General features: G+C 74.7%; 15 protein-coding genes. 10 read left to right on the top strand and 5 right to left on the bottom strand.

The window, feature by feature from the left end:
- Window positions 1-26 precede the first annotated feature (26 nt).
- Window positions 27-932 carry a sucrase ferredoxin gene (locus ACIP60_RS30620; protein WP_400690442.1) on the bottom strand — a complete coding sequence of 302 codons (906 nt, stop codon included), beginning with the start codon at window positions 930-932 and terminating at the stop codon, window positions 27-29.
- Window positions 933-1,109: 177 nt separating this feature from the next.
- Window positions 1,110-3,560 (bottom strand): DNA topoisomerase (ATP-hydrolyzing) subunit A, encoded by a 2,451-nt coding sequence (locus ACIP60_RS30625; RefSeq protein WP_400690445.1) that lies wholly within the window; start codon window positions 3,558-3,560, stop codon window positions 1,110-1,112.
- Between the two features lie 238 nt (window positions 3,561-3,798).
- Here ACIP60_RS30625 and ACIP60_RS30630 point away from each other — a divergent pair, with 238 nt between their 5' ends.
- The 3 genes from ACIP60_RS30630 to ACIP60_RS30640 all read left to right on the top strand — a co-directional run bounded on the left by ACIP60_RS30630 (window position 3,799) and on the right by ACIP60_RS30640 (window position 8,057).
- Entirely contained in the window at window positions 3,799-5,136 is a 1,338-nt protein-coding gene (locus ACIP60_RS30630) for a M16 family metallopeptidase (RefSeq protein WP_400690448.1), read from the top strand.
- Window positions 5,137-5,153: 17 nt separating this feature from the next.
- Window positions 5,154-6,521, top strand: a complete 1,368-nt coding sequence (locus ACIP60_RS30635; protein ID WP_400690522.1) for a M16 family metallopeptidase — start codon at window positions 5,154-5,156, stop codon at window positions 6,519-6,521.
- Window positions 6,522-6,863: 342 nt separating this feature from the next.
- A complete protein-coding gene (locus ACIP60_RS30640) occupies window positions 6,864-8,057 on the top strand; it encodes an RtcB family protein (protein ID WP_400690451.1) in 1,194 nt (397 codons plus the stop codon).
- A 6-nt stretch (window positions 8,058-8,063) separates the two neighbouring features.
- Here the strand turns inward: ACIP60_RS30640 and ACIP60_RS30645 are convergent, their stop codons facing one another.
- Entirely contained in the window at window positions 8,064-8,696 is a 633-nt protein-coding gene (locus ACIP60_RS30645; protein WP_400690453.1) for a TetR/AcrR family transcriptional regulator, read from the bottom strand.
- 80 nt (window positions 8,697-8,776) lie between these two features.
- Between ACIP60_RS30645 and ACIP60_RS30650 the strand changes: the two genes are divergently transcribed.
- Window positions 8,777-9,988 carry an MFS transporter gene (locus tag ACIP60_RS30650; RefSeq protein WP_400690456.1) on the top strand — a complete coding sequence of 404 codons (1,212 nt, stop codon included), beginning with the start codon at window positions 8,777-8,779 and terminating at the stop codon, window positions 9,986-9,988.
- A gap of 270 nt (window positions 9,989-10,258) precedes the next feature.
- On the opposite strand, the gene ACIP60_RS30655 is transcribed toward ACIP60_RS30650, so the two are convergent.
- Complete coding sequence (locus ACIP60_RS30655; protein WP_400690459.1) at window positions 10,259-10,537, bottom strand: HPr family phosphocarrier protein; 279 nt, start codon at window positions 10,535-10,537, stop codon at window positions 10,259-10,261.
- A 160-nt stretch (window positions 10,538-10,697) separates the two neighbouring features.
- Between ACIP60_RS30655 and ACIP60_RS30660 the strand changes: the two genes are divergently transcribed.
- The 5 genes from ACIP60_RS30660 (at window position 10,698) to ACIP60_RS30680 (ending at window position 16,970) form a co-directional block, all read left to right on the top strand.
- Window positions 10,698-13,472 (top strand): GNAT family N-acetyltransferase, encoded by a 2,775-nt coding sequence (locus tag ACIP60_RS30660; protein WP_400690462.1) that lies wholly within the window; start codon window positions 10,698-10,700, stop codon window positions 13,470-13,472.
- Between the two features lie 111 nt (window positions 13,473-13,583).
- Window positions 13,584-14,168, top strand: coding sequence for a DUF5998 family protein (locus tag ACIP60_RS30665; protein WP_030458040.1), 585 nt, complete (start codon window positions 13,584-13,586; stop codon window positions 14,166-14,168).
- A 7-nt stretch (window positions 14,169-14,175) separates the two neighbouring features.
- Complete coding sequence (locus tag ACIP60_RS30670) at window positions 14,176-15,333, top strand: alkaline phosphatase family protein (protein ID WP_400690465.1); 1,158 nt, start codon at window positions 14,176-14,178, stop codon at window positions 15,331-15,333.
- Between the two features lie 40 nt (window positions 15,334-15,373).
- Window positions 15,374-16,021, top strand: a complete 648-nt coding sequence (locus ACIP60_RS30675) for a thymidine kinase (protein ID WP_400690468.1) — start codon at window positions 15,374-15,376, stop codon at window positions 16,019-16,021.
- Between the two features lie 121 nt (window positions 16,022-16,142).
- Window positions 16,143-16,970: a sulfurtransferase gene (locus tag ACIP60_RS30680; protein ID WP_400690471.1), complete on the top strand. Its 828-nt coding sequence runs from the start codon at window positions 16,143-16,145 to the stop codon at window positions 16,968-16,970.
- Window positions 16,971-17,052: 82 nt separating this feature from the next.
- On the opposite strand, the gene sepH is transcribed toward ACIP60_RS30680, so the two are convergent.
- The gene (sepH, locus tag ACIP60_RS30685) at window positions 17,053-18,138 is read right to left on the bottom strand and encodes a septation protein SepH (protein ID WP_100840356.1); all 1,086 of its coding nucleotides are present in this window, start codon (window positions 18,136-18,138) and stop codon (window positions 17,053-17,055) included.
- Window positions 18,139-18,575: 437 nt separating this feature from the next.
- Between sepH and ACIP60_RS30690 the strand changes: the two genes are divergently transcribed.
- Window positions 18,576-19,382 carry a hypothetical protein gene (locus ACIP60_RS30690; RefSeq protein WP_400690475.1) on the top strand — a complete coding sequence of 269 codons (807 nt, stop codon included), beginning with the start codon at window positions 18,576-18,578 and terminating at the stop codon, window positions 19,380-19,382.
- The last annotated feature ends 5 nt before the right edge of the window (window positions 19,383-19,387 follow it).

Here is a 19,387-nt window from a genome sequence, read left to right on the forward strand (position 1 = left end):
CCGTCCCGGACCGGCCACCCGCCCGATCAGCGGGCCACGGCCTCCAGCGCGACCACGTCCATCCGGGACGGGGTGCCCGGGCCCTTGCCGCAGCTCTCGGGGCGCGGCGGCTCGCTGAACGACTCGGCGACGGTGGCCCGCCAGTGCCGGCCGTCGGCGTGCTGGACGTCGACCGTCCAGGGCGAGCCGCCGGGGGACACCCGCAGGGTCAGCGCGTCGGCGGCGGTCTCGGCCGCCAGCTCGCGGACGGCCTGCTCGGCGGCCTGGGCGGGACGCGGCCAGTACGAACGGCCGCGGGAGTGCGCCGGGACGGTGTGGCCCGCGGCGGTCGCGGCCAGCACCTCCTTCGCGGACTCGGCGGTCAGCCGCCCGTACGCGTAGCCGTGCGGCAGCACCAGCATGGTCGGTGAGAAGCGGTGCCCGCCGAGGTGGGTGACCTCCCACGCCTCGCTGTGGCCGGCCGCCGCGATGTCCGCCGCCAGCGGGCGGCCGAGCAGCGCGCAGCAGCGGTCGCGGCGGCCGTTGGTGCACACCAGGGCGATCGGGCCGCCGACGTGCGGGGCGCCGAAGGAGCCGTGGTCGCCCGCGCCGAGGGCGGCGAAGTCGAGGGCGAGCAGTTCGCCGGGGTCGGCGACGTGCCCGCGGCGGACCCACGGGTCGGCCGGGGAGGTGTGCGCGACCAGCACCTCGTGCCGGGCCGCGAGGTCGCCGTCCGCGTGCCGGCCCGGGCGGCGGATCAGCGCCACCCGGACGCCGGTCCCCTCCGCGGCCGCCTCCAGCGCGGCGCCGACCCCGGCGTCGAGGTGACTGCCGGTCAGCGCCCGCGCCCCCCACGGGCCGGACTGCTCGACCAGCAGCCAGGTGGTGGCGGTGGCCGCGGTGGCGGTCAACGGCTCGGCCAGTTCGTGCGACAGCGTCGTGCAGGTGCTCACCCGCCCCACCCTAGGCCCTGCGACTCCTCCGGCCGACGGCGCGCGTGTCCGGGGCCCGAGGGGCCGGGGGCCAGGGCCGGGGGGCCAGGGCCGGGGGTCCAGGGCCGGGGGGCGGCGGGCCCGGCCGCGGTGCGCCTCGACTCGCAGCTCCCCCGGCCCGGGACGGGGCCCGCGCCGTCACATCCGGCTGCCGACCGCCCCGATCGGCGAGGGCACCGGGGTGCCGGAGCCGTCGCGGCGCGGGTCGCGCTCCGGGAGGGCGACGGGCCGGCCGGCGGTGCTGGTGCCGAGGGCGGGCAGCGGGCCGGCCCAGGCGAAGGCGAGGCCGTCCTCGCCGCGCAGGAAGCGCTGGCAGCGGACGCCGCCGGTGGCCCGGCCCTTGCGCGGGTACTGGTCGAACGGGGTGAGCTTCCAGCTGGTCTGCTCCTCGCCGGCCAGCGTGCCGGAGGCGGTGGCCACCGAGAGGACCACCGCGTCCTGCGCCGGGTCGACCGCGGTGAAGGAGAGCACCCGCGCGCCGTCGGCCAGCTTGATGCCGGTCATGCCGCCGGCCGGGCGGCCCTGCGGGCGGACCTGGGCCGCCGGGTAGCGCAGCAGCTGGGCGTCGGAGGTGATGAAGACCAGGTCCTCCTCGCCGGTGCGCAGCTCGACCGCGCCGACCACGGCGTCGCCGTCCTTGAGCGCGATCACCTCGAACTCGTCCTTGTTGGCGGGCCATTCGGGCACCACCCGCTTGACCGTGCCCTGCACGGTGCCGAGCGCCAGGCCGGGGGAGGACTCGTCCAGGGTGGTCAGGGCGAGCGGCCGCTCGTCGGCCTCCAGGCGGAGGAACTCGGAGACCGCCGCGCCGCCGGACAGCGCCGTGGTGCCCGGGGGCAGCGCGGGCAGGTCGATCACCGGCAGCCGCAGCACCCGGCCGGCCGTGGTGACCAGGCCGACGTCGCCGCGGGCGGTGGCGGGGACGGCGGAGGCCAGCACGTCGTGCCGGGCGCGGGCCGCCGACTCCTCGGTGACCGGCTCCAGGTCGAAGGTGCGGGCCAGCAGCCCGGTGGCGGAGAGCAGCACCCGGCACGGGTCGTCGGCGACCTCCAGCGGCACCGCCAGCGCGGCGGACGGCACCGCGCCGGCCTCCAGCAGCACGGTGCGCCGCTCGGTGCCGAACTGCTTGGAGACGGCCGCGAGTTCGGCGGAGACCACGGAGCGCAGCTTGCCGTCCGACTCCAGGATCTCGGTCAGTTCGGCGATCTCCTTGAGCAGCTTGGCCTGCTCGGTCTCCAGCTCGACCCGGTCGAACCGGGTGAGCCGGCGCAGCGGGGTGTCGAGGATGTACGCGGTCTGGGTCTCGGAGAGGCCGAAGTGCTCCATCAGCCGGTCCTTGGCCTGGCCGGCGTCGTCGCTGTTGCGGATGATCGCGATCACCTCGTCGATGTCGACGAGCGCGACCAGCAGGCCCTCCACCAGGTGCAGCCGGTCCTGGCGCTTGCGGCGGCGGAAGTCGCTGCGCCGCTTGACCACCGTGAAGCGGTGGTCGACGTAGACCTCCAGCAGCTCCTTGAGGCCCAGCGTCAGCGGCTGGCCGTCGACCAGCGCGACGTTGTTGATGCCGAAGGTCTCCTCCATCGGCGTCAGCTTGTACAGCTGCTCCAGCAGCGCCTCGGGGACGAAGCCGTTCTTCACCTCGATGACCAGGCGCAGGCCGTGCGCGCGGTCGGTGAGGTCCTTGACGTCGGCGATGCCCTGGAGCTTCTTCGCGTTGACCAGGTCCTTGATCTTCCCGATCACCTTCTCCGGGCCGACCGTGTACGGCAGTTCGGTGACCACGATGCCCTTGCGGCGGGCGGTGACGTTCTCGATCGTGGTGGTGGCGCGGATCTTGAAGGTGCCGCGGCCGGACTCGTACGCGTCCCGGATGCCGGACAGGCCGACGATCCGGCCGCCGGTGGGCAGGTCGGGGCCGGGGACGAACCGCATCAGGGTGTCCAGGTCCGCCGCGGGGTGCTTGATCAGGTGCCGGGCGGCGGCCACCACCTCGGACAGGTTGTGCGGCGGCATGTTGGTGGCCATGCCGACCGCGATCCCGGTGGCGCCGTTGACCAGCAGGTTCGGGAACGCCGAGGGGAGGACCTGGGGCTCCTGCTCGGAGCCGTCGTAGTTCGGGCCGAAGTCGACGGTGTCCTCGTGGATCGACTCCACCAGCGACATCGACGCGGCGGTCAGCCGGGACTCGGTGTAGCGCATCGCGGCCGGCGGGTCGTCGTTGCCGAGCGAGCCGAAGTTGCCGTGGCCGTCGATCAGCGGCAGCCGCATCGAGAACGGCTGGGCCAGGCGCACCACGGCGTCGTAGATCGAGGCGTCGCCGTGCGGGTGCAGCCGGCCCATCACCTCGCCGACCAGGCGCGCGCACTTGACGTGGCCGCGCTCCGGGCGCAGGCCCATCTCGTTGGCCTGGTAGAGGATCCGGCGGTGCACCGGCTTGAGGCCGTCCCGGGCGTCCGGCAGGGCCCGGGAGTAGATCACCGAGTAGGCGTACTCCAGGAACGAGCCCTGCATCTCGTCCACGACATCGACGTCGAGGATGCGCTCCTCGAAGTCACCGGGCGGCGGGGTGGGCGAACTGCGGCGGGCCATCGCTGCGGGGCTCCCTTGCGGTACGTGCGGTACATGGGTACGGGCGGACGCGGGCGTGAACGCCCCCCATTGTGGACCCTCGGTGGGACACCCCCCGTCACCCGGGCCGCTTCCGCCGCTGGCGAACGCGCCCCGTGGCCGGACACCTGACGGCGGGACCCGGCGTTGCACCACAATGGGGGACGTCACACGCCCCCGGCCCGGAACACTCCGGAACCGACGACGGGAAGGACCCCGCATGGCCAACCCCGCGCCCGCAAGCGGCCTCGCCATCACCGAACACCGCCTGGCCAACGGCCTCCGCGTGGTGCTCTCCGAGGACCACCTCACCCCGGTCACGGCGGTGTGCCTGTGGTACGACGTGGGCTCCCGGCACGAGGTCAAGGGGCGCACCGGTCTCGCCCACCTCTTTGAGCACCTGATGTTCCAGGGCTCGGCGAACGTCTCCAACAACGGCCACTTCGAACTGGTCCAGGGCGCCGGCGGCTCGCTCAACGGCACCACCAGCTTCGAGCGCACCAACTACTTCGAGACCATGCCCGCCCACCAACTGGAGCTCGCGCTCTGGCTGGAGGCCGACCGGATGGGCTCGCTGCTGGCCGCGCTGGACGAGACGTCCATGGAGAACCAGCGCGACGTGGTGAAGAACGAGCGCCGCCAGCGCTACGACAACGTGCCCTACGGCACCGCGTTCGAGAAGCTCACCGCGCTGTCCTTCCCCGACGGCCACCCCTACCACCACACCCCGATCGGCTCGATGGCCGACCTGGACGCCGCGACGCTGGAGGACGCCCGCACGTTCTTCCGCACCTACTACGCGCCCAACAACGCGGTGCTGGCGATCGTCGGCGACCTCGACCCGGAGCAGACCGTCGCCTGGGTGGAGAAGTACTTCGGCTCGATCCCGGCCCACGACGGCAAGCAGCCGCCGCGCGACGGCACCCTGCCGGAGACCATCGGCCGCGAGGTGCGCGAGCTGATCCGCGAGGACGTCCCGTCCCGCGCGCTGATGGCCGCCTACCGGCTCCCGCACGACGGCACCCGGGAGGCCGACGCGGCCGACCTGGCGCTCACCATCCTGGGCAGCGGCGAGTCGTCCCGCCTGTACAACCGGCTGGTGCGCCGCGACCGCACCGCCGTCGCGGCCGGCTTCGGCCTGCTGCGGCTGGCCGGCGCGCCCTCGCTCGGCTGGCTGGACGTCAAGGCCGGCGGCGACGCCGCCCTGGAGCAGATCGAGGCCGCCGTCGACGAGGAGCTGGCCCGGTTCGCCGCCGAGGGCCCCACCGCCGAGGAACTGGAGCGGGCCCAGGCGCAGATCGAGCGCGAGTGGCTGGACCGGCTCACCACGGTGGCCGGCCGGGCCGACGAACTCTGCCGCTACGCCGTCCTGTTCGGCGACCCGAAGCTGGTCAACGCCGCGCTGCCGAAGGTCCTCGACGTCACCGCCGAGGAGGTCCGGGCGGTCGCCGCCGCCCGGCTGCGCCCCGACAACCGGGCCGTGCTGGTGTACGAGCCGACCACCGGTGACGACGACGGCACCGCGAACGACGAGAACGACGAGGAGGCGGCGGCGTGAGCGACCACACCCCCGCGATGGAGTTCCACCCGCAGCCGCAGCCCGGCACCCCCACCCCGTGGGCGTTCCCGGCGCCCGAACGGCTCACCCTGGCCAACGGCCTGACGGTGCTGCACTGCCACCGCCCCGGCCAGCAGCTGGTCGCCGTCGACATGGTGCTGGACGCGCCGCTGGCCGCCGAGCCGGAGGGCCTGGACGGCGTCGCCTCGATCCTGTCCCGGGCGCTGTCCGAGGGCACCGACACGCTCACCGCCGAGGAGTTCGCGGGCGAGCTGGAGCGGGCCGGCGCCACCCTGGACACCCACGCCGACCACCCGGCGATCCGGGTCTCGCTGGAGGTCCCGGCCTCCCGCCTGGAGCGCGGCCTGACCCTGCTCGGCGACGCGCTGCGCGCCCCCGCGCTGCCCGCCGACGAGATCGAGCGGCTGGTCGCCAACCGCCTCGACGAGATCGTCCACGAGCAGGCCAACCCGGCCCGGCGGGCCGCCAAGGCGCTGTACGCCGAGCTGTTCCCGGCCCACGACCGGCTGTCGCGGCCGCGGGCCGGCTCCGCCGACTCGGTCAAGCGGATCGACCGGGACGCGGTCAAGGCGTTCTACGACGCCCACCTGCGCCCGTCCACCGCCACCGCCGTGGTGGTCGGCGACCTGACCGGCGTCGACCTGGCCGCGCTGCTGGAGTCCACCCTGGGCCGGTGGAGCGCCGAGGCCCGGGAGCCGGCCGCGCACGGCCCGGTGGTCGGCGACGACACCGGGCGGGTGGTCATCGTCGACCGGCCCGGCTCGGTCCAGACCCAGCTGCTGATCGGCCGGATCGGCCCGGACCGGCACGACCCCGCGTGGGCCGCGCAGGTGCTCGGCACCTACTGCCTCGGCGGCACCCTCACCTCCCGGCTGGACCGGGTGCTGCGCGAGGAGAAGGGCTACACCTACGGCGTGCGGGCGTTCGCCCAGGCGCTGCGCTCGGCCGCCGACGGCTCCGGCCGCGGGCTGCTGGCGATCAGCGGCTCGGTGGACACCGGGTCCACCGCGCCCGCGCTCCAGGACACCTGGACCATCCTGCGCGCGCTGGCCGACGGCGGCCTGACCGACGCCGAGCGGGAGGAGGCCGTCCAGTTCCTGGTCGGCGTCGCCCCGCTCAAGTACGAGACGGCCGGCTCGGTCGCCGCGACCCTGGCCGACCAGGTCGAGCAGTACCTGCCGGACACCTACCAGGCCGACTTCTACCGGAGGCTGGCCGAGTTGGACACCGCGGCCGCCACCCGCGCCGTGGTCGCCGCCTTCCCGCCGGACCGGCTGGTCACCGTGCTGGTCGGCGACGCCTCGGTGATCGCCGAGCCGGTCAAGGCGCTCGGCATCGGGGACGTCACGGTCGTCGCCAACTGAGTCCGTCCGCCGGGGGTCCGACGGGGCGTCAGCCCCGCCGGACCCCCGGCGTTTTAATGCCTTGCGCGCCGCCGCCGCCCCGTGGGTAGATATCCCCGGCCGGGCGGCAGGCGCGCGGACCACGAGTGCGGAAGGAGGCGGTCACCATGCGGGTCGAGCCACGACGACGCTCCCCGAGACTGCCCTTCCGCTGTTCGTACCGAACCGCCTGAGCGGTTCCTCCGCGCAGTGCCGTCCGCTGCCCGCGGCCCGTTCCGGGCCGCCCCCTGTTCTTCCCCGCCGCCGCACCGGGCCCCTCCGTGCGGCACCCCGGACCCACCCGACCCAGGAGGTCGCACCCCCATGTCGTACACCGAGGTACCCGGCGTCCGCGTCCCGATCCGGATGTGGACCGACCCGGCCACCGTCGAGGGCCAGGCCATGCAGCAGCTGCGCAACATCAGCACGCTGCCCTGGCTGCACGGCCTCGCCGTGATGCCGGACGTCCACCTGGGCAAGGGCGCGACGGTCGGCTCCGTCATCGCGATGAAGGGCGCGGTCTGCCCGGCCGCGGTCGGCGTCGACATCGGCTGCGGGATGACGGCCGTGAAGTCCTCGCTCACCGCGAAGGACCTGCCCGACGACCTGTCGCGCCTGCGCCACCGGATCGAGCAGGCCATCCCGGTCGGCCGCGGCCTGCACGCCGACCCGGTCGAACCGCGCAGGCTGCACGGCCTGTCCACCGCCGGCTGGGACGACTTCTGGCAGCGCTTCGACGACATCGCCCCCGAGGTGCGCTGGCGGCGCGAGCGGGCCGTCCAGCAGATGGCCACCCTCGGCGGCGGCAACCACTTCATCGAGCTCTGCCTGGACGACGACGGCGCGGTCTGGCTGATGCTGCACTCCGGTTCGCGCAACATCGGCAAGGAGCTCGCCGAGCACCACATGTCGATCGCCCAGTCCCTGCCGCACAACCAGGGCCTGATCGACCGCGACCTCGCGGTCTTCATCGCCGACACCCCGCAGATGGCCGCCTACCGCTCCGACCTGTTCTGGGCGCAGGAGTACGCCAAGCACAACCGGGCGCTGATGATGGCCCTGTTCCAGGACGCGGTCCGCCGCGAACTGCCCAAGGCCCGGGCCGTGTTCGAGCCGATGATCTCCTGCCACCACAACTACGTGGCCGAGGAGCGCTACGACGGCGTCGACCTGCTCGTCACCCGCAAGGGCGCGATCCGGGCCGGCTCCGGCGAGTACGGCATCATCCCGGGCTCGATGGGCACCGGCTCGTACATCGTGAAGGGCCTGGGGAACGCCGCCTCGTTCAACTCGGCCTCGCACGGCGCGGGCCGGAAGATGAGCCGCACCGCGGCCAAGAAGCGGTTCAGCACCGCGGACCTCGTCGCGCAGACGGCGGGCGTCGAGTGCCGCAAGGACTCCGGGGTGGTCGACGAGATCCCCGGCGCGTACAAGCCGATCGAGAAGGTCATCGCCCAGCAGCGGGACTTGGTCGAGGTCGTCGCGCACCTCAAGCAGGTGATCTGCGTGAAGGGCTGACGCGGGTCAGTCGGAGGCGGTGGTGGTGCGGGCCGGTGCGAAGAGGTACCGGTCCAGCATCAGCGGGGTGTCCGCCAGGATCTCCGGGTCGCCCTGCGGGTCCTCCAGGAACGCCATGCCGAGCATCCGCGTGGCCAGCACCACGGCCAGGTGCGCCCGGCGGCGGGTCTCGGCCGTGTCGGCCAGCCCGAACGAGTCCACCAGCACCTCGTGCACGCGCTCGGCGATCCGCCGGTCCACCTCGTCCCCCAAGCTCGCCAGCGAGGGGACCTTCACCACGTGGAACCACACGTGCCGGTAGCCGGGCAGCGTCCGGAACCGGCTCGCGTACGCCTCGACCACCCGGGCGATGAACTGCTCGGACGTCGCGCAGGCCGCCACCGCCGCCGGGTCGGTGGCGGCGGCCAGCAGCCGCAGGTCGCCCTCCAGCCAGTTGTGCTCCAGCGTTTCGAGCACCGCCTCCTTGTCCGGGAAGAACCGGTACAGCGCCCCGACGGACATCCCGGCCTCGGCCGCGATCTGCTTGGTGCTGAGCTGGTCGAACGGCACGGTCTCCAGCAGCCGGGCCGCGGTGGACAGGATGCGGGCGAACTTCTCGCGGCTGCGCTGCTGCTGCGGCTCGCGGACCAGGGGGGACACGCCGGGCTCACTCTCCTCGTACGGTGCCGGGCGGGCGGGCGTCTTGACGCGACCGGAAAATGTGAACGATATTTTCGTTCATGTTCTCGCGCGGCTTTCCCACCCTCTGGGCGTCCGTCACCATATCCAGCCTCGGCGACGGCATGCGCTTCGTCGCCCTCCCGCTGCTCGCCGTCCGCCTCACCGACGACGCCCGGCTGATCGCCCTGGTCGCGCTGGCCGGACAGCTGCCCTCGCTGCTGCTCGCCCTCCCCGCCGGGGTCTGGGCCGACCGGGTCGACCGCCGCCGGATGCTCCTCTGGTCGGACGTCGCCCGCACCCTCGTGGTCGGCGCGCTGGCCGTCGCGGTGGCCGCGGACGCCGTCCGGATCGGCTGGCTGGTGCTCGCCGCGCTGCTGCTGGGCGCCGGGGACGTCGTCTACGGCGCGGGCTGGTCCGGCATGGTCCCCACCCTCGTCCCGCCCGCCGGGCGCGCCCGGGCCAACTCCCGCCTGCAGGCCGGCGCCCTGATCACCGACACCCTGCTCGGCACCCCGCTCGGCGCCGTCCTGTTCGGACTGGCCGCGGTCCTCCCGCTCGCCGTCGACAGCCTCTCCTTCGCCGTCGCGGCCGCCCTGGTGCTCCTGCTGCGCGGCGAATTCCGCCCCGGCGGAGCGGCGCCGCTCCCCGCCCGGGCCCCGCTGGGACGCCAGGTCGCCGAAGCGCTGCGCTGGCTGCGCGGCCGCCCCGTCCTGTTCCGGCTCTGCCTCGCCCGCGGCCTCACCGGGGCGGTCGCCTCCGGGCTGATCGCCGTCCTGGTCCTCTACGCGCGCCGGAGCCAGCACCTCGGCCCGACCGGATTCGCCCTGCTGGTCGCCGCGTTCGCCGTCGGCGGGCTGCTCGGCAGCGCCCTCACCCCGCGGCTGCTGCACCGCTGGGGCGCCCGCACCACCATGGTCACCGGCGTCCTCGGCTCGGCCGCCTGCGCACTCCTCCTGGCGCTCGCCCCCGCCCCCGCGGTCGCCGCCCTCGCCGTCGCGGGCTACGGCGTCGCCGACTTCGCCTGGGCGATCGGCGGAGTGACCCTCCGCCAGGCCCAGATCCCCTCCCACCTGCTGGGCCGGGTCTCCATGGCCTACCAACTCGTCTTCAGCGCCGCGGGCGCGACGGGCGCCGCCCTCGCCGGGCTGCTCGCCCACCAGTGGGGCACCCGGGCCCCCTACTTCGCGGGCGCGGCCCTGCTCCTCGCCGTCCCCCTCCTACTGCCGGGGGCCCGCCGCGAGGCGGAGGGGTGGGCGCTCGTCGGCAGCTGAAGAGGGCGCGCATTCAGGGGCTCGGGGAACGGCGAGTCCGAGCTGCTGACGGCCGGAGCCCAGCGATGCGTCCGTGCTGCTTCGGGCCGCCGTAACAGAACCCGAAGCCACCGCACGCACCGGCAGTGAACCGCCAGCAGCCCCGAGCCCGCCGTTCCCCGGGCCCCTGGATTGCACGACCCGTGTGCCCGACAGTTCCCGGGCCCCTGGATTGCACGACCCGTGTGCCCGACAGTTCCCCGGGCCCCTGATGTCGGCTCTCGCCGTTACCTACGCGGCGGGCAGCTCGTCCAGGCCCTCCTGGACAAGCTTGGCGACGCGGTCGAGCGCCGCGTCGGCGCCCTCCGCGTCGGCCGCGAGGACGACGGTGTCGCCGCCGCTCGCGCCGAGGGCGAGGAGGCCGAGCATGGAGCCGGCGTTGACCGGGGTGCCGCCCTCCTTGGCGATGGTCATCGGGACGCCGGTGGAGGTGACGGCCTTGACGAAGACGGAGGCGGGACGGGCGTGCAGGCCCTCGGCCCAACCGATGGTGACGCGGCGCTCAGCCATGAGAGGTGCCTTTCACGTGGTGCAGGGTGGTGCAGGGTTGTCTAGACCAGTGTTGCACGGCCGTGCACCGCGGGCCCGGTGGCGCGGGACGGCACGGCCCAGCGTGCCGCGCCCGGCACGCCTGGCGCCACCAGGCTCGCCGACGACTACGCTGGCGGGCGTGGAGCACGAGCGCGCACCGGCGGACAACGGGTACCCGCAGCACTGGGAGGCGGACGTCCTCCTGCGCGACGGCGGGACGGCCCGGATCCGGCCGATCACCGAGGACGACGCCGACCGGCTGGTGGAGTTCTACGAGCAGGTCTCGGACCAGTCCAAGTACTTCCGCTTCTTCGCCCCGTACCCGCACCTGTCCGACAAGGACGTCCGTCGCTTCACCCAGCACGACTACGTGAACCGGGTCGGCCTGGCGCTGGTGGTGCGGGACAGGTTCGTCGCCACCGTCCGCTACGACCGGATCGACAAGGACGGGATGCCGTCCACCACCGGCACCGACGCCGAGGTCGCGTTCCTGGTCCAGGACGCGCACCAGGGCCGGGGCATCGCCTCCGCGCTGCTGGAGCACATCGCGGCGGTCGCGCAGGAGCGCGGCATCCGCCGCTTCACCGCCGAGGTGCTGCCGGAGAACCGGAAGATGGTGAAGGTCTTCACCGACGCCGGGTACACCCAGCGGCGCAGCTTCGCCGACGGCGTGGTGCACCTGGAGTTCGACCTGGAGCCGACCGCCGCCTCGCTCGCCGTGATGCGCGCCCGCGAGCACCGCGCCGAGGCCCGCTCCGTGCAGCGCCTGCTGACCCCCCGCTCGATCGCCGTGGTCGGCGTCTCGCGCAACCCGCAGTCGGTCGGCCGGGCGCTGCTGCGCGCCGCCCGCGCGGGCTTCGACGGCCCGGTGTACGCGGTGAACCGGGGCGCCGAGCCGGGCACCGAGCTGGAGGGCGTGCCGACGTACCGCTCGGTGCTGGACGTTCCCGGGCCGGTGGACCTCGCGGTGCTCGCGGTGCCCGAGCAGTCCGTCCCGGCCGCGGCCGCGGAGTGCGGGGTGCACGGCGTGCAGGGCCTGGTGGTGGTGAGCGCCGGGTACGCCGAGACCGGGCCGGACGGGCGGGACAAGCAGCGCGCGCTGGTCCGGCAGGCCCGGGCGGCCGGCATGCGGGTGATCGGCCCGAACGCGTTCGGCCTGGTCAACACCGACCCCGAGCACCGGCTGAACGCCTCGCTGGCCCCCGCGCTGCCCGCGCGCGGGCCGTTCGGCGTGTTCTGCCAGTCCGGGGCGATCGGCGTGGCCCTGCTGGAGGCCGCGCACCGGCGCGGCACCGGCATCTCCTCGTTCGCCTCGGTCGGCAACCGCGCCGACGTCTCCGGCAACGACCTGCTCCAGTACTGGGAGGAGGACGCCGCCACCGAGGTGGTGCTGCTCTACTTCGAGTCCTTCGGCAACCCGCGCAAGTTCACCCGGATCGCCCGCCGGCTCGCCGCCAGCAAGCCCGTCGTGGTGCTCAAGGGCGCCCGGCACACCGGCAGCCTGCCGCCCGGCCACGCCGTCCAGCCCGCCGCCACCCGGCTGCGCGACAGCACCGTGGACGCGCTGTTCCAGCAGGCCGGGGTGATCCGGGTGGACACCATCACCGAACTCTTCGACACCGGCGAACTGCTCGCCGGACAGCCGCTGCCCCGGGGCAACAAGGTCGCCGTGGTCGGCAACTCCGACTCGCTCGGCCTGCTCACCTACGACACCTGCCTGAGCGCCGGACTGCGCCCCCGCACCCCCGTCGACCTGACCACCGGCGCCGGCGGCGAGAACTTCCGGGTCGCCCTGGAGACCGCGCTCGCCGACCCGCACACCGACGCCGTGATCGCCGTCGCCATCCCGCCGATCGGCGTGCACGGCCCCGACCCGGCCCCCGAGCTGGTCGAGGACGCCCCGGAGATCGCCCGGGCCCTGCTGGACGCCGCCGAACGCGGCCGGGAACTCGGCAAGCCGCTGCTGCTCGCCCACCTCGCGCTGCCCGCCCTGGTCGCCCGGCTGCGCGCCGGGGGAGTGCCCGCCTACCCGGCCCCCGAGCGCGCCGTGCACGCCCTGGCCGACGCCGTCCGGTACGCGAAGTGGCGCCGGCGCAGCGCCGAGGCCGAGGAGACCGCCCGGGTCCCCGAACTGGACGGCGTCGACGAGCACGCCGCCCGCGCCCTGGTCGAGCGCGCCCTGGCCGGCCGGGAGGCGGTCGCCGCCCGGCTCCAGGCCGGCGGCGCCCGGGTCACCCTGCCCGACGCCGAGGCCGCCGAACTGCTCGGCCACTACGGCATCCCGGTCAGCCCGACGCTGCCCGCCCCCGACGAGGCCGGCGCGGTCCGGGCCGCCGCCGCGCTCGGCTACCCCGTCGCGCTCAAGGCCACCGCCGAGCACCTGCGCCACCGCCCCGACCTGGGCAGCGTCCGGCTCGACCTGACCGGCGAGGCCGAGCTGCGCCGCGCCCACCGCGAGCTGGACGCCCTGCTGGGCGGCGCCGCGCAGGCCGAACTGGTGGTGCAGCGGCTGGCCCCGCGCGGCGTGGACACCGTGATCGGCGCCTCCGTCGACCCCGCCGTCGGCACCATCCTCTCCTTCGGCCTGGCCGGCGCCCCCGCCGAGCTGCTCGGCGACGTCGCCCACCGCCTGGTCCCGGCCACCGACCGGGACGTGGCCGAGCTGATCCGCGAGGTCCGGGCCGCCCCGCTGCTGTTCGGCTGGCGCGGCGCCGAGGCCGTCGACACCGACGCGCTGGAGGAGGTGCTGCTGCGGGTCTCCCGCCTGGTCGACGACCTGCCCGAGGTCGCCTCGGTCGACCTGGAGCCCGTGGTGGTCGCCCCGCACGGCCTGACCGTGCTCGGCGCCCGGGTCCGGATCGCCCCGCTGCCGGTCCGCACCGATCTGGGACCGCGCGCCATGAGCACGCTGTAACCTTGCGTGGTTGCCCGCTCGGCAGGACCGGGCGGCCCCCGGTGCGGTGAAGGCCGGGCGACCCGGCGCAGTGCCACCCGCCGCAGTGGCGGGACATGCCAGGATGGAGATATGGCGAAGACCGGTACCACCACGCAGGACCTGCGGTCCGCGATCGAGCGCAGCGGCTACTACCCGGCGCTGGTCTCCGAGGCGGTGGAGTCCGCGGTGGGCCCCGAGCCGATCACCTCGTACCTGGTGCACCAGGAGACCACCTTCGACGCCAACGAGGTCCGTCGGCACGTCACCGTGCTGGTGCTCACCGCGTCCCGCTTCGTGGTCAGCCACACCGACGAGCAGAACGGCGACGCGGCCACCCCCGTCCCGTACGCCACCACCTCCACCGAGACGGTCCGCCTCGACCGGATCACCTCCGTGGTGGTCAGCCGCATGGTCGCCAACCCCGAGACGTACACCCCCGGCACCCCGCCGCGCGAGGTCGTCCTCACCATCGGCTGGGGCGCCGTCCAGCGCCTCGACCTGGAACCGGCCGGCTGCTCCGACCCCAACTGCGAGGCGGACCACGGCTACACCGGCTCCGCCACCGCCGACGACCTGTCGCTGCGGGTCAGCGAGGCCGGGGACGGGCCGGAGACGGTCGCCCAGGCGCTGGTGTTCGCCCGGGCGCTGTCCGAGGCGACCGTGGCCAACGGCTGAGCCTGGCATGCACCACGAGGACCACTACGACCTGCTCGACCCGGCCGCCGCCCCCGTCCCGCGCTACGGCAGCGCCGCCCTCTCCGACCTGCTGCCCACGCTCGCGGCGGGCCTCGGCGTGCCCGGCTACCGGCCCGTGCTGCCGCTGGAGCCGGCCGACCGGGTCTGCGTGTTCCTGGTCGACGGCCTCGGCTGGGAGCTGATCCGGGCCAACCCCGATTGGGCGCCGTTCCTCAACTCGCTGACCGCCGGGCGCACCCCGATCACCGCCGGGTTCCCGTCCACCACCGCCACCTCGCTGGCCTCGGTCGGCACCGGCCTGCCGCCCGGGCAGCACGGCCTGGCCGGGTACACGGTGGCGATCCCCGACAGCGGGCGGCTGATGAACCAGCTGCGCTGGACCCCGCCGGTCGACCCGCACGCCTGGCAGCCCCACCCCACCGTCTTCGAGCGGGCGCACCAGGCCGGGGTGGCCACCGCCCAGGTCTCCTCCCCGCTGTTCGCCACCACCCCGCTCACCCAGGTCGCGCTCTCCGGCGGCACCTTCCTCGGCCGCACCACCGGCGAGGAGCGGATGGACCGGGCCGCCGCCTGGCTGGCCGAGCACGACCGCGCCCTGGTCTACACGTACCTCAGCGAACTCGACGCCGCCGGGCACCGGTACGGCGTCGCCTCCGACGAGTGGCGGCTCACCCTGTTCGCGGTCGACCGCCTCGCCCGCCGCCTCGCCGAGCAGCTCCCGCCGCGCTCCGCGCTGTACGTCACCGCCGACCACGGCATGATCGACATCGCCCCCGAGGACCGGATCGACTTCGATGAGGACTGGGAGCTCTCGGCCGGCGTCGCCCTGCTCGGCGGCGAGGGCCGGGCCCGCCACGTCTACGCCCACCCCGGCGCCGCCGCCGACGTGCACGCCGTGTGGAGCGAGGTGCTCGGCGAGCAGATGTGGGTGGCCACCCGGGAACAGGCCGTCGCCGCGGGCTGGTTCGGCCCCTCGGTGGACGAGCGGGTGCTGCCCCGGATCGGCGACGTGGTCGCCGCCGCCCGCGACGACATCGCCGTCATCGCCACCCGCAGCGAACCCGGCGAGTCCCAGATGGTCGGCCTGCACGGCTCGATGACCCCCGTCGAGCAGCTCGTCCCGCTGCTCGAAGTCCGAAGCTGAGTCCCGCTGACCTCCCTGTCCGAAAGGCTGACGCTCCGCCATGGCTGAATTGGTGTTCTTCTCGGGCACGATGGACTGCGGCAAGTCCACGCTGGCCCTCCAGATGGACCACAACCACGCCGCCCGCGGCCGTCAGGGCATCATCTTCACCCGCCACGACCGGGCCGGCGCCGCCACCATCTCCAGCCGCCTCGGCCTGCGCGCCGACGCCGTCGAGGTCGGCGACCTCTTCGACTTCCAGGCGTACGTCGTCCACCTGCTCTCGGCGGGCGGCAAGGTCGACTACCTGATCTGCGACGAGGCGCAGTTCTTCTCCGCCGGACAGATCGACCAACTCGCACGCATCGTGGACGAGTTGGGCATCGACGTGTTCACCTTCGGGATCACCACCGACTTCCGCACCAAGCTCTTCCCCGGCTCCCAGCGCCTGATCGAACTCGCCGACCGGGTCGAGGTCCTCCAGGTCGAGGCCCTGTGCTGGTGCGGCGCCCGCGCCACCCACAACGCCCGCACCGTCGGCGGCGTCATGGTGGTCGAGGGGGCCCAGGTGGTGGTCGGGGACGTCGCCGTCAACGAGGACGAGATCGGCTACGAGGTGCTCTGCCGCCGCCACCACCGCCGCCGCCTCACCGCCGCCACCGCCCGCGCGGCCGTCCTCTCCCCGGACGTCCTCCCCTTCGAGGGCTGACCACCCCGCCGGGCCGTCTCGCCGCCTCCCCGCCGGGCCACCTCGCCGTCGGGTCGTTTCCCCGGGTGACGCGATCGCCGGGGCCGCCCCGCGCACCGCGCCCGCGCGCCACAATGACGGCATGACCTCGCCCCTGATCACCGTCGCCGAACTCGCCGCCGCGCTCGGCTCGGACCGGCCGCCCGTCCTGCTCGACATCCGCTGGGCGCTCGGCGGCCCGCCCGGAGCCGAGGAGTACGCCGCGGGCCACCTGCCCGGCGCGCACTACGTCGACCTCGACCGCGAACTCGCCGACCCGCCCGGCCCGGCCGGCCGCCACCCGCTGCCCGACCCCGACCGCCTCGCCACCGCGCTGCGCCGGGCCGGCGTCACCGCCGACCGCCCGGTCGTCGCCTACGACGCCGGGCCCGCGCTCTCCGCCGCCCGCGCCTGGTGGCTGCTGCGCTGGGCCGGCCACCCCGACGTCCGGGTCCTCGACGGCGGCCTCACCGCCTGGACCGCGGCCGGCCACCCGCTCACCACCGACACCCCGCCCCCCGGCGACGGCGACTTCAAGGTCGACCCCGGCCACCTGCCCACCGTCGACGCGGCCGGCGCGGCCGAACTCGCCCGCACCGGACTGCTCCTCGACGCCCGGGCCGGCGAGCGCTACCGCGGCGAGACCGAACCCGTCGACCCCCGGGCCGGCCACATCCCCGGCGCCACCTCCGCGCCCACCAGCGAGAACCTCGCCCCCGACGGCCGCTTCCTCCCGCCGGCCGCGCTGGCGGCCCGCTTCGCCGCGCTGCACCTCACCGACCCCGCCCGCACCGCCGTCTACTGCGGCTCCGGCGTCACCGCCGCCCACCAGCTGCTCGCCCTCACCCTGGCCGGGCATGACGGCGCCGCCCTCTACCCGGGCTCGTGGAGCGAGTGGTCCGCGAACCCGGACAGCCCCGTCGAGGTCTGAGCGGGAAGACGCGCCCTCGAACGGGCGGGGTACGCCAGGGGCCCGGGCGCACAGCCCGGGCCCCTGCGGACGCGCCGTTCGGTTACTCGGGCTTCTTGCGGCGCGAGCCGAAGACGATCTCGTCCCAGCTCGGCACCGTCGCCCGGCGCCCGGGGCGGACGCCGTCGGCCTCGGCCTGGCGGTCGGTGGTGCCGACCAGGCGGTCCCGGTGCGGGGCGACGGAGCGCGGCATCAGGATGTCCGCGTACGCGGAGCCCGCGCCGACGCTGGCGGCGGGGGCCGCCGTCTCCTCGATCTCCTCGGGCTCCTCGGTGACCGCGGTCTCCACGCTCGGGCCGACCGGGGTGAGGTCGCCGCGGTAGGAGGGCACCACGTCCAGCAGGCTGGTCAGCGAGTCCCGTTCGGGCACGGCCGCGGTGGCGGCGGAGGCCGCCGCCTCGCGGGCCTCGCGGACCTGCATGATGCGGTCGGCGGAGGGCCGCTCGATCATCGGGCGGGCCGGGCGGTCCTGGGGGAGCCGGGCGATCCGCGGGATGAACGGGAAGACCGAGTCCTCCTCGCGCTCGACGTTCTCGCCGATCAGCGCGCGGGCCTCGTCGTCGTTGGGCTGGACCAGCCGCCGGGGCGGGTCGTAGGACCAGGCGGCGCGCCGGTGCTCGCCCTCGGCGCGGTACCAGAGGACGACCTCCCAGGTGCCGTCGTCGCGGCGCCAGGAGTCCCAGCGCTCGGTGTCCTTCTCGGCGCCGCGCAGCGCGAGGCGCTCGGCGACGGCCTCGCCGAGCTGCGGGCCGGTGGACTCGCCGTGCCGGCGGATCGCCGTCTTGCGGGCCCGCTCGGCCATGAAGGCGCGCTCGGCGAGCACCGGGCCCTCGAAGCGGCGGACGCGCTCCACCGAGATGCCGGCGGCCTGGGCGACCTCCTCGGCGGAGGCACCGGCTCGTATCCGCGCCTGGATGTCACGGGGGCGGAGGTGGCTCTCCACCTCGATCTCGATCTGGCCGAGCCGCGGGCGGTCACCCCGGACGGCGGCGCGCAGCCGCTCGTCGATCGGCAGGGTGTACTCCGTGCTGTCGGCAGCCTTGAGCACCAGCCGTGTGCCGTCGTTGCTGACGGCCACGACGCGCAGTTCGGGCACGGTTACCTCCCGGGTGGTGCCTGCCGACGTCACCTGCGTCGCTGCTCCCGTACTGAGTGTGGCCTGCCCGCTGGCGAGTGGCCACAACCTTGCAGAGTTACCCGGCGTGTCGGGCTTTCGCCCGGGCGCGCCGCTGTGGCACGGTTGCCTGTTTGCCACGTCGACGGTCGACATCGCACCCGGGCGCCCGGTCCGTCGTCTGACGGGTCGTAGACAGCGGGTCCGAAGGCTCAGGCTCCACGAACAGTACTCCATTCGTGGCATCCGAAGGGGCGGCTCGCCGCTCAAGTCTCCCGCGAATCACCGGAATCTCAAGAGCGGCCACCCCATTGACCCACCGGCGATCAACGGACGGTGATCATCTTCACATATATCGACCGGGGAGAACCGGATTTTCGACCCTTGTGTCCTTCTTTGGGCAAGATGGAGAGACTTGTTCAAAATTCCGACACGCCGACCGAGGAACAGGGATGCCGCAGCAGAGCCAGCAGTTCGCGCACGGACCGGCCGGGGCGGAGGAGAAGGCGGAGCGCAGACGACTCGACCTGACGACCGCTCAGGTGGCCGCGAGCGCCCTGGCCGCGGTGGTCGGCGCGGTACTCGCCTCGGAACTCGGAGTGTACGGAACGATACTCGGTGCGGCCGTCGTCTCGGTGGGGGCGACCGTCGGAAGCGCGCTCTTCCAGCACCTGTTCAAACGCACCGGGGAACAACTGCGCAACGCGGTGGAACGGGGTACCGAATCCGCCCCCGCCGCGCATCCGGCACCCGCGCCGCCGGGCGGAATCAGCCGGGACTGGAACGCCCCCCGGGTGCTGCGCGCGAAACGCCGCTGGACCTGGAAGTCGTACACGGCGGTCTCCGCGCTGGTGTTCGTGCTCGCCATGGTGCCGGTCGTCGCGGTGGAACTCGCGGCCGGGAAGCCGCTGCACGACATCACCACCGGGCAGGACGGCGCCGGCACCTCGTTCAACCCCTCGCGGCCGTCCGGTGACCGGCAGCAGCTGCCGACCCCCGCGGACACCCCGTCCACCGGGCCGTCCGACCTCCCCTCCGGCCGGTCCTCCTCCACCCCCTCGGCGACGCCGAGCGGTTCGGCCGGGCCGTCCGGGGCGGCCTCGGGCTCGCCCTCCGGGGCCGCGTCCGTCCCGCCCGCGCCGAGCGGCACGCCCTCCGGCGGGGCCTCGGACGGCGGGGGCCGGGACGGTGGGGACCCGGACGGCGGGGCGGCGCCGCCGACCGCCACCCCGGGCGGGACGGTCGCCCCGACCGGCTGACGGCG

It is taken from the genome of Kitasatospora sp. NPDC088783, from assembly GCF_044750705.1.
Classification (GTDB): domain Bacteria; phylum Actinomycetota; class Actinomycetes; order Streptomycetales; family Streptomycetaceae; genus Kitasatospora; species Kitasatospora fiedleri.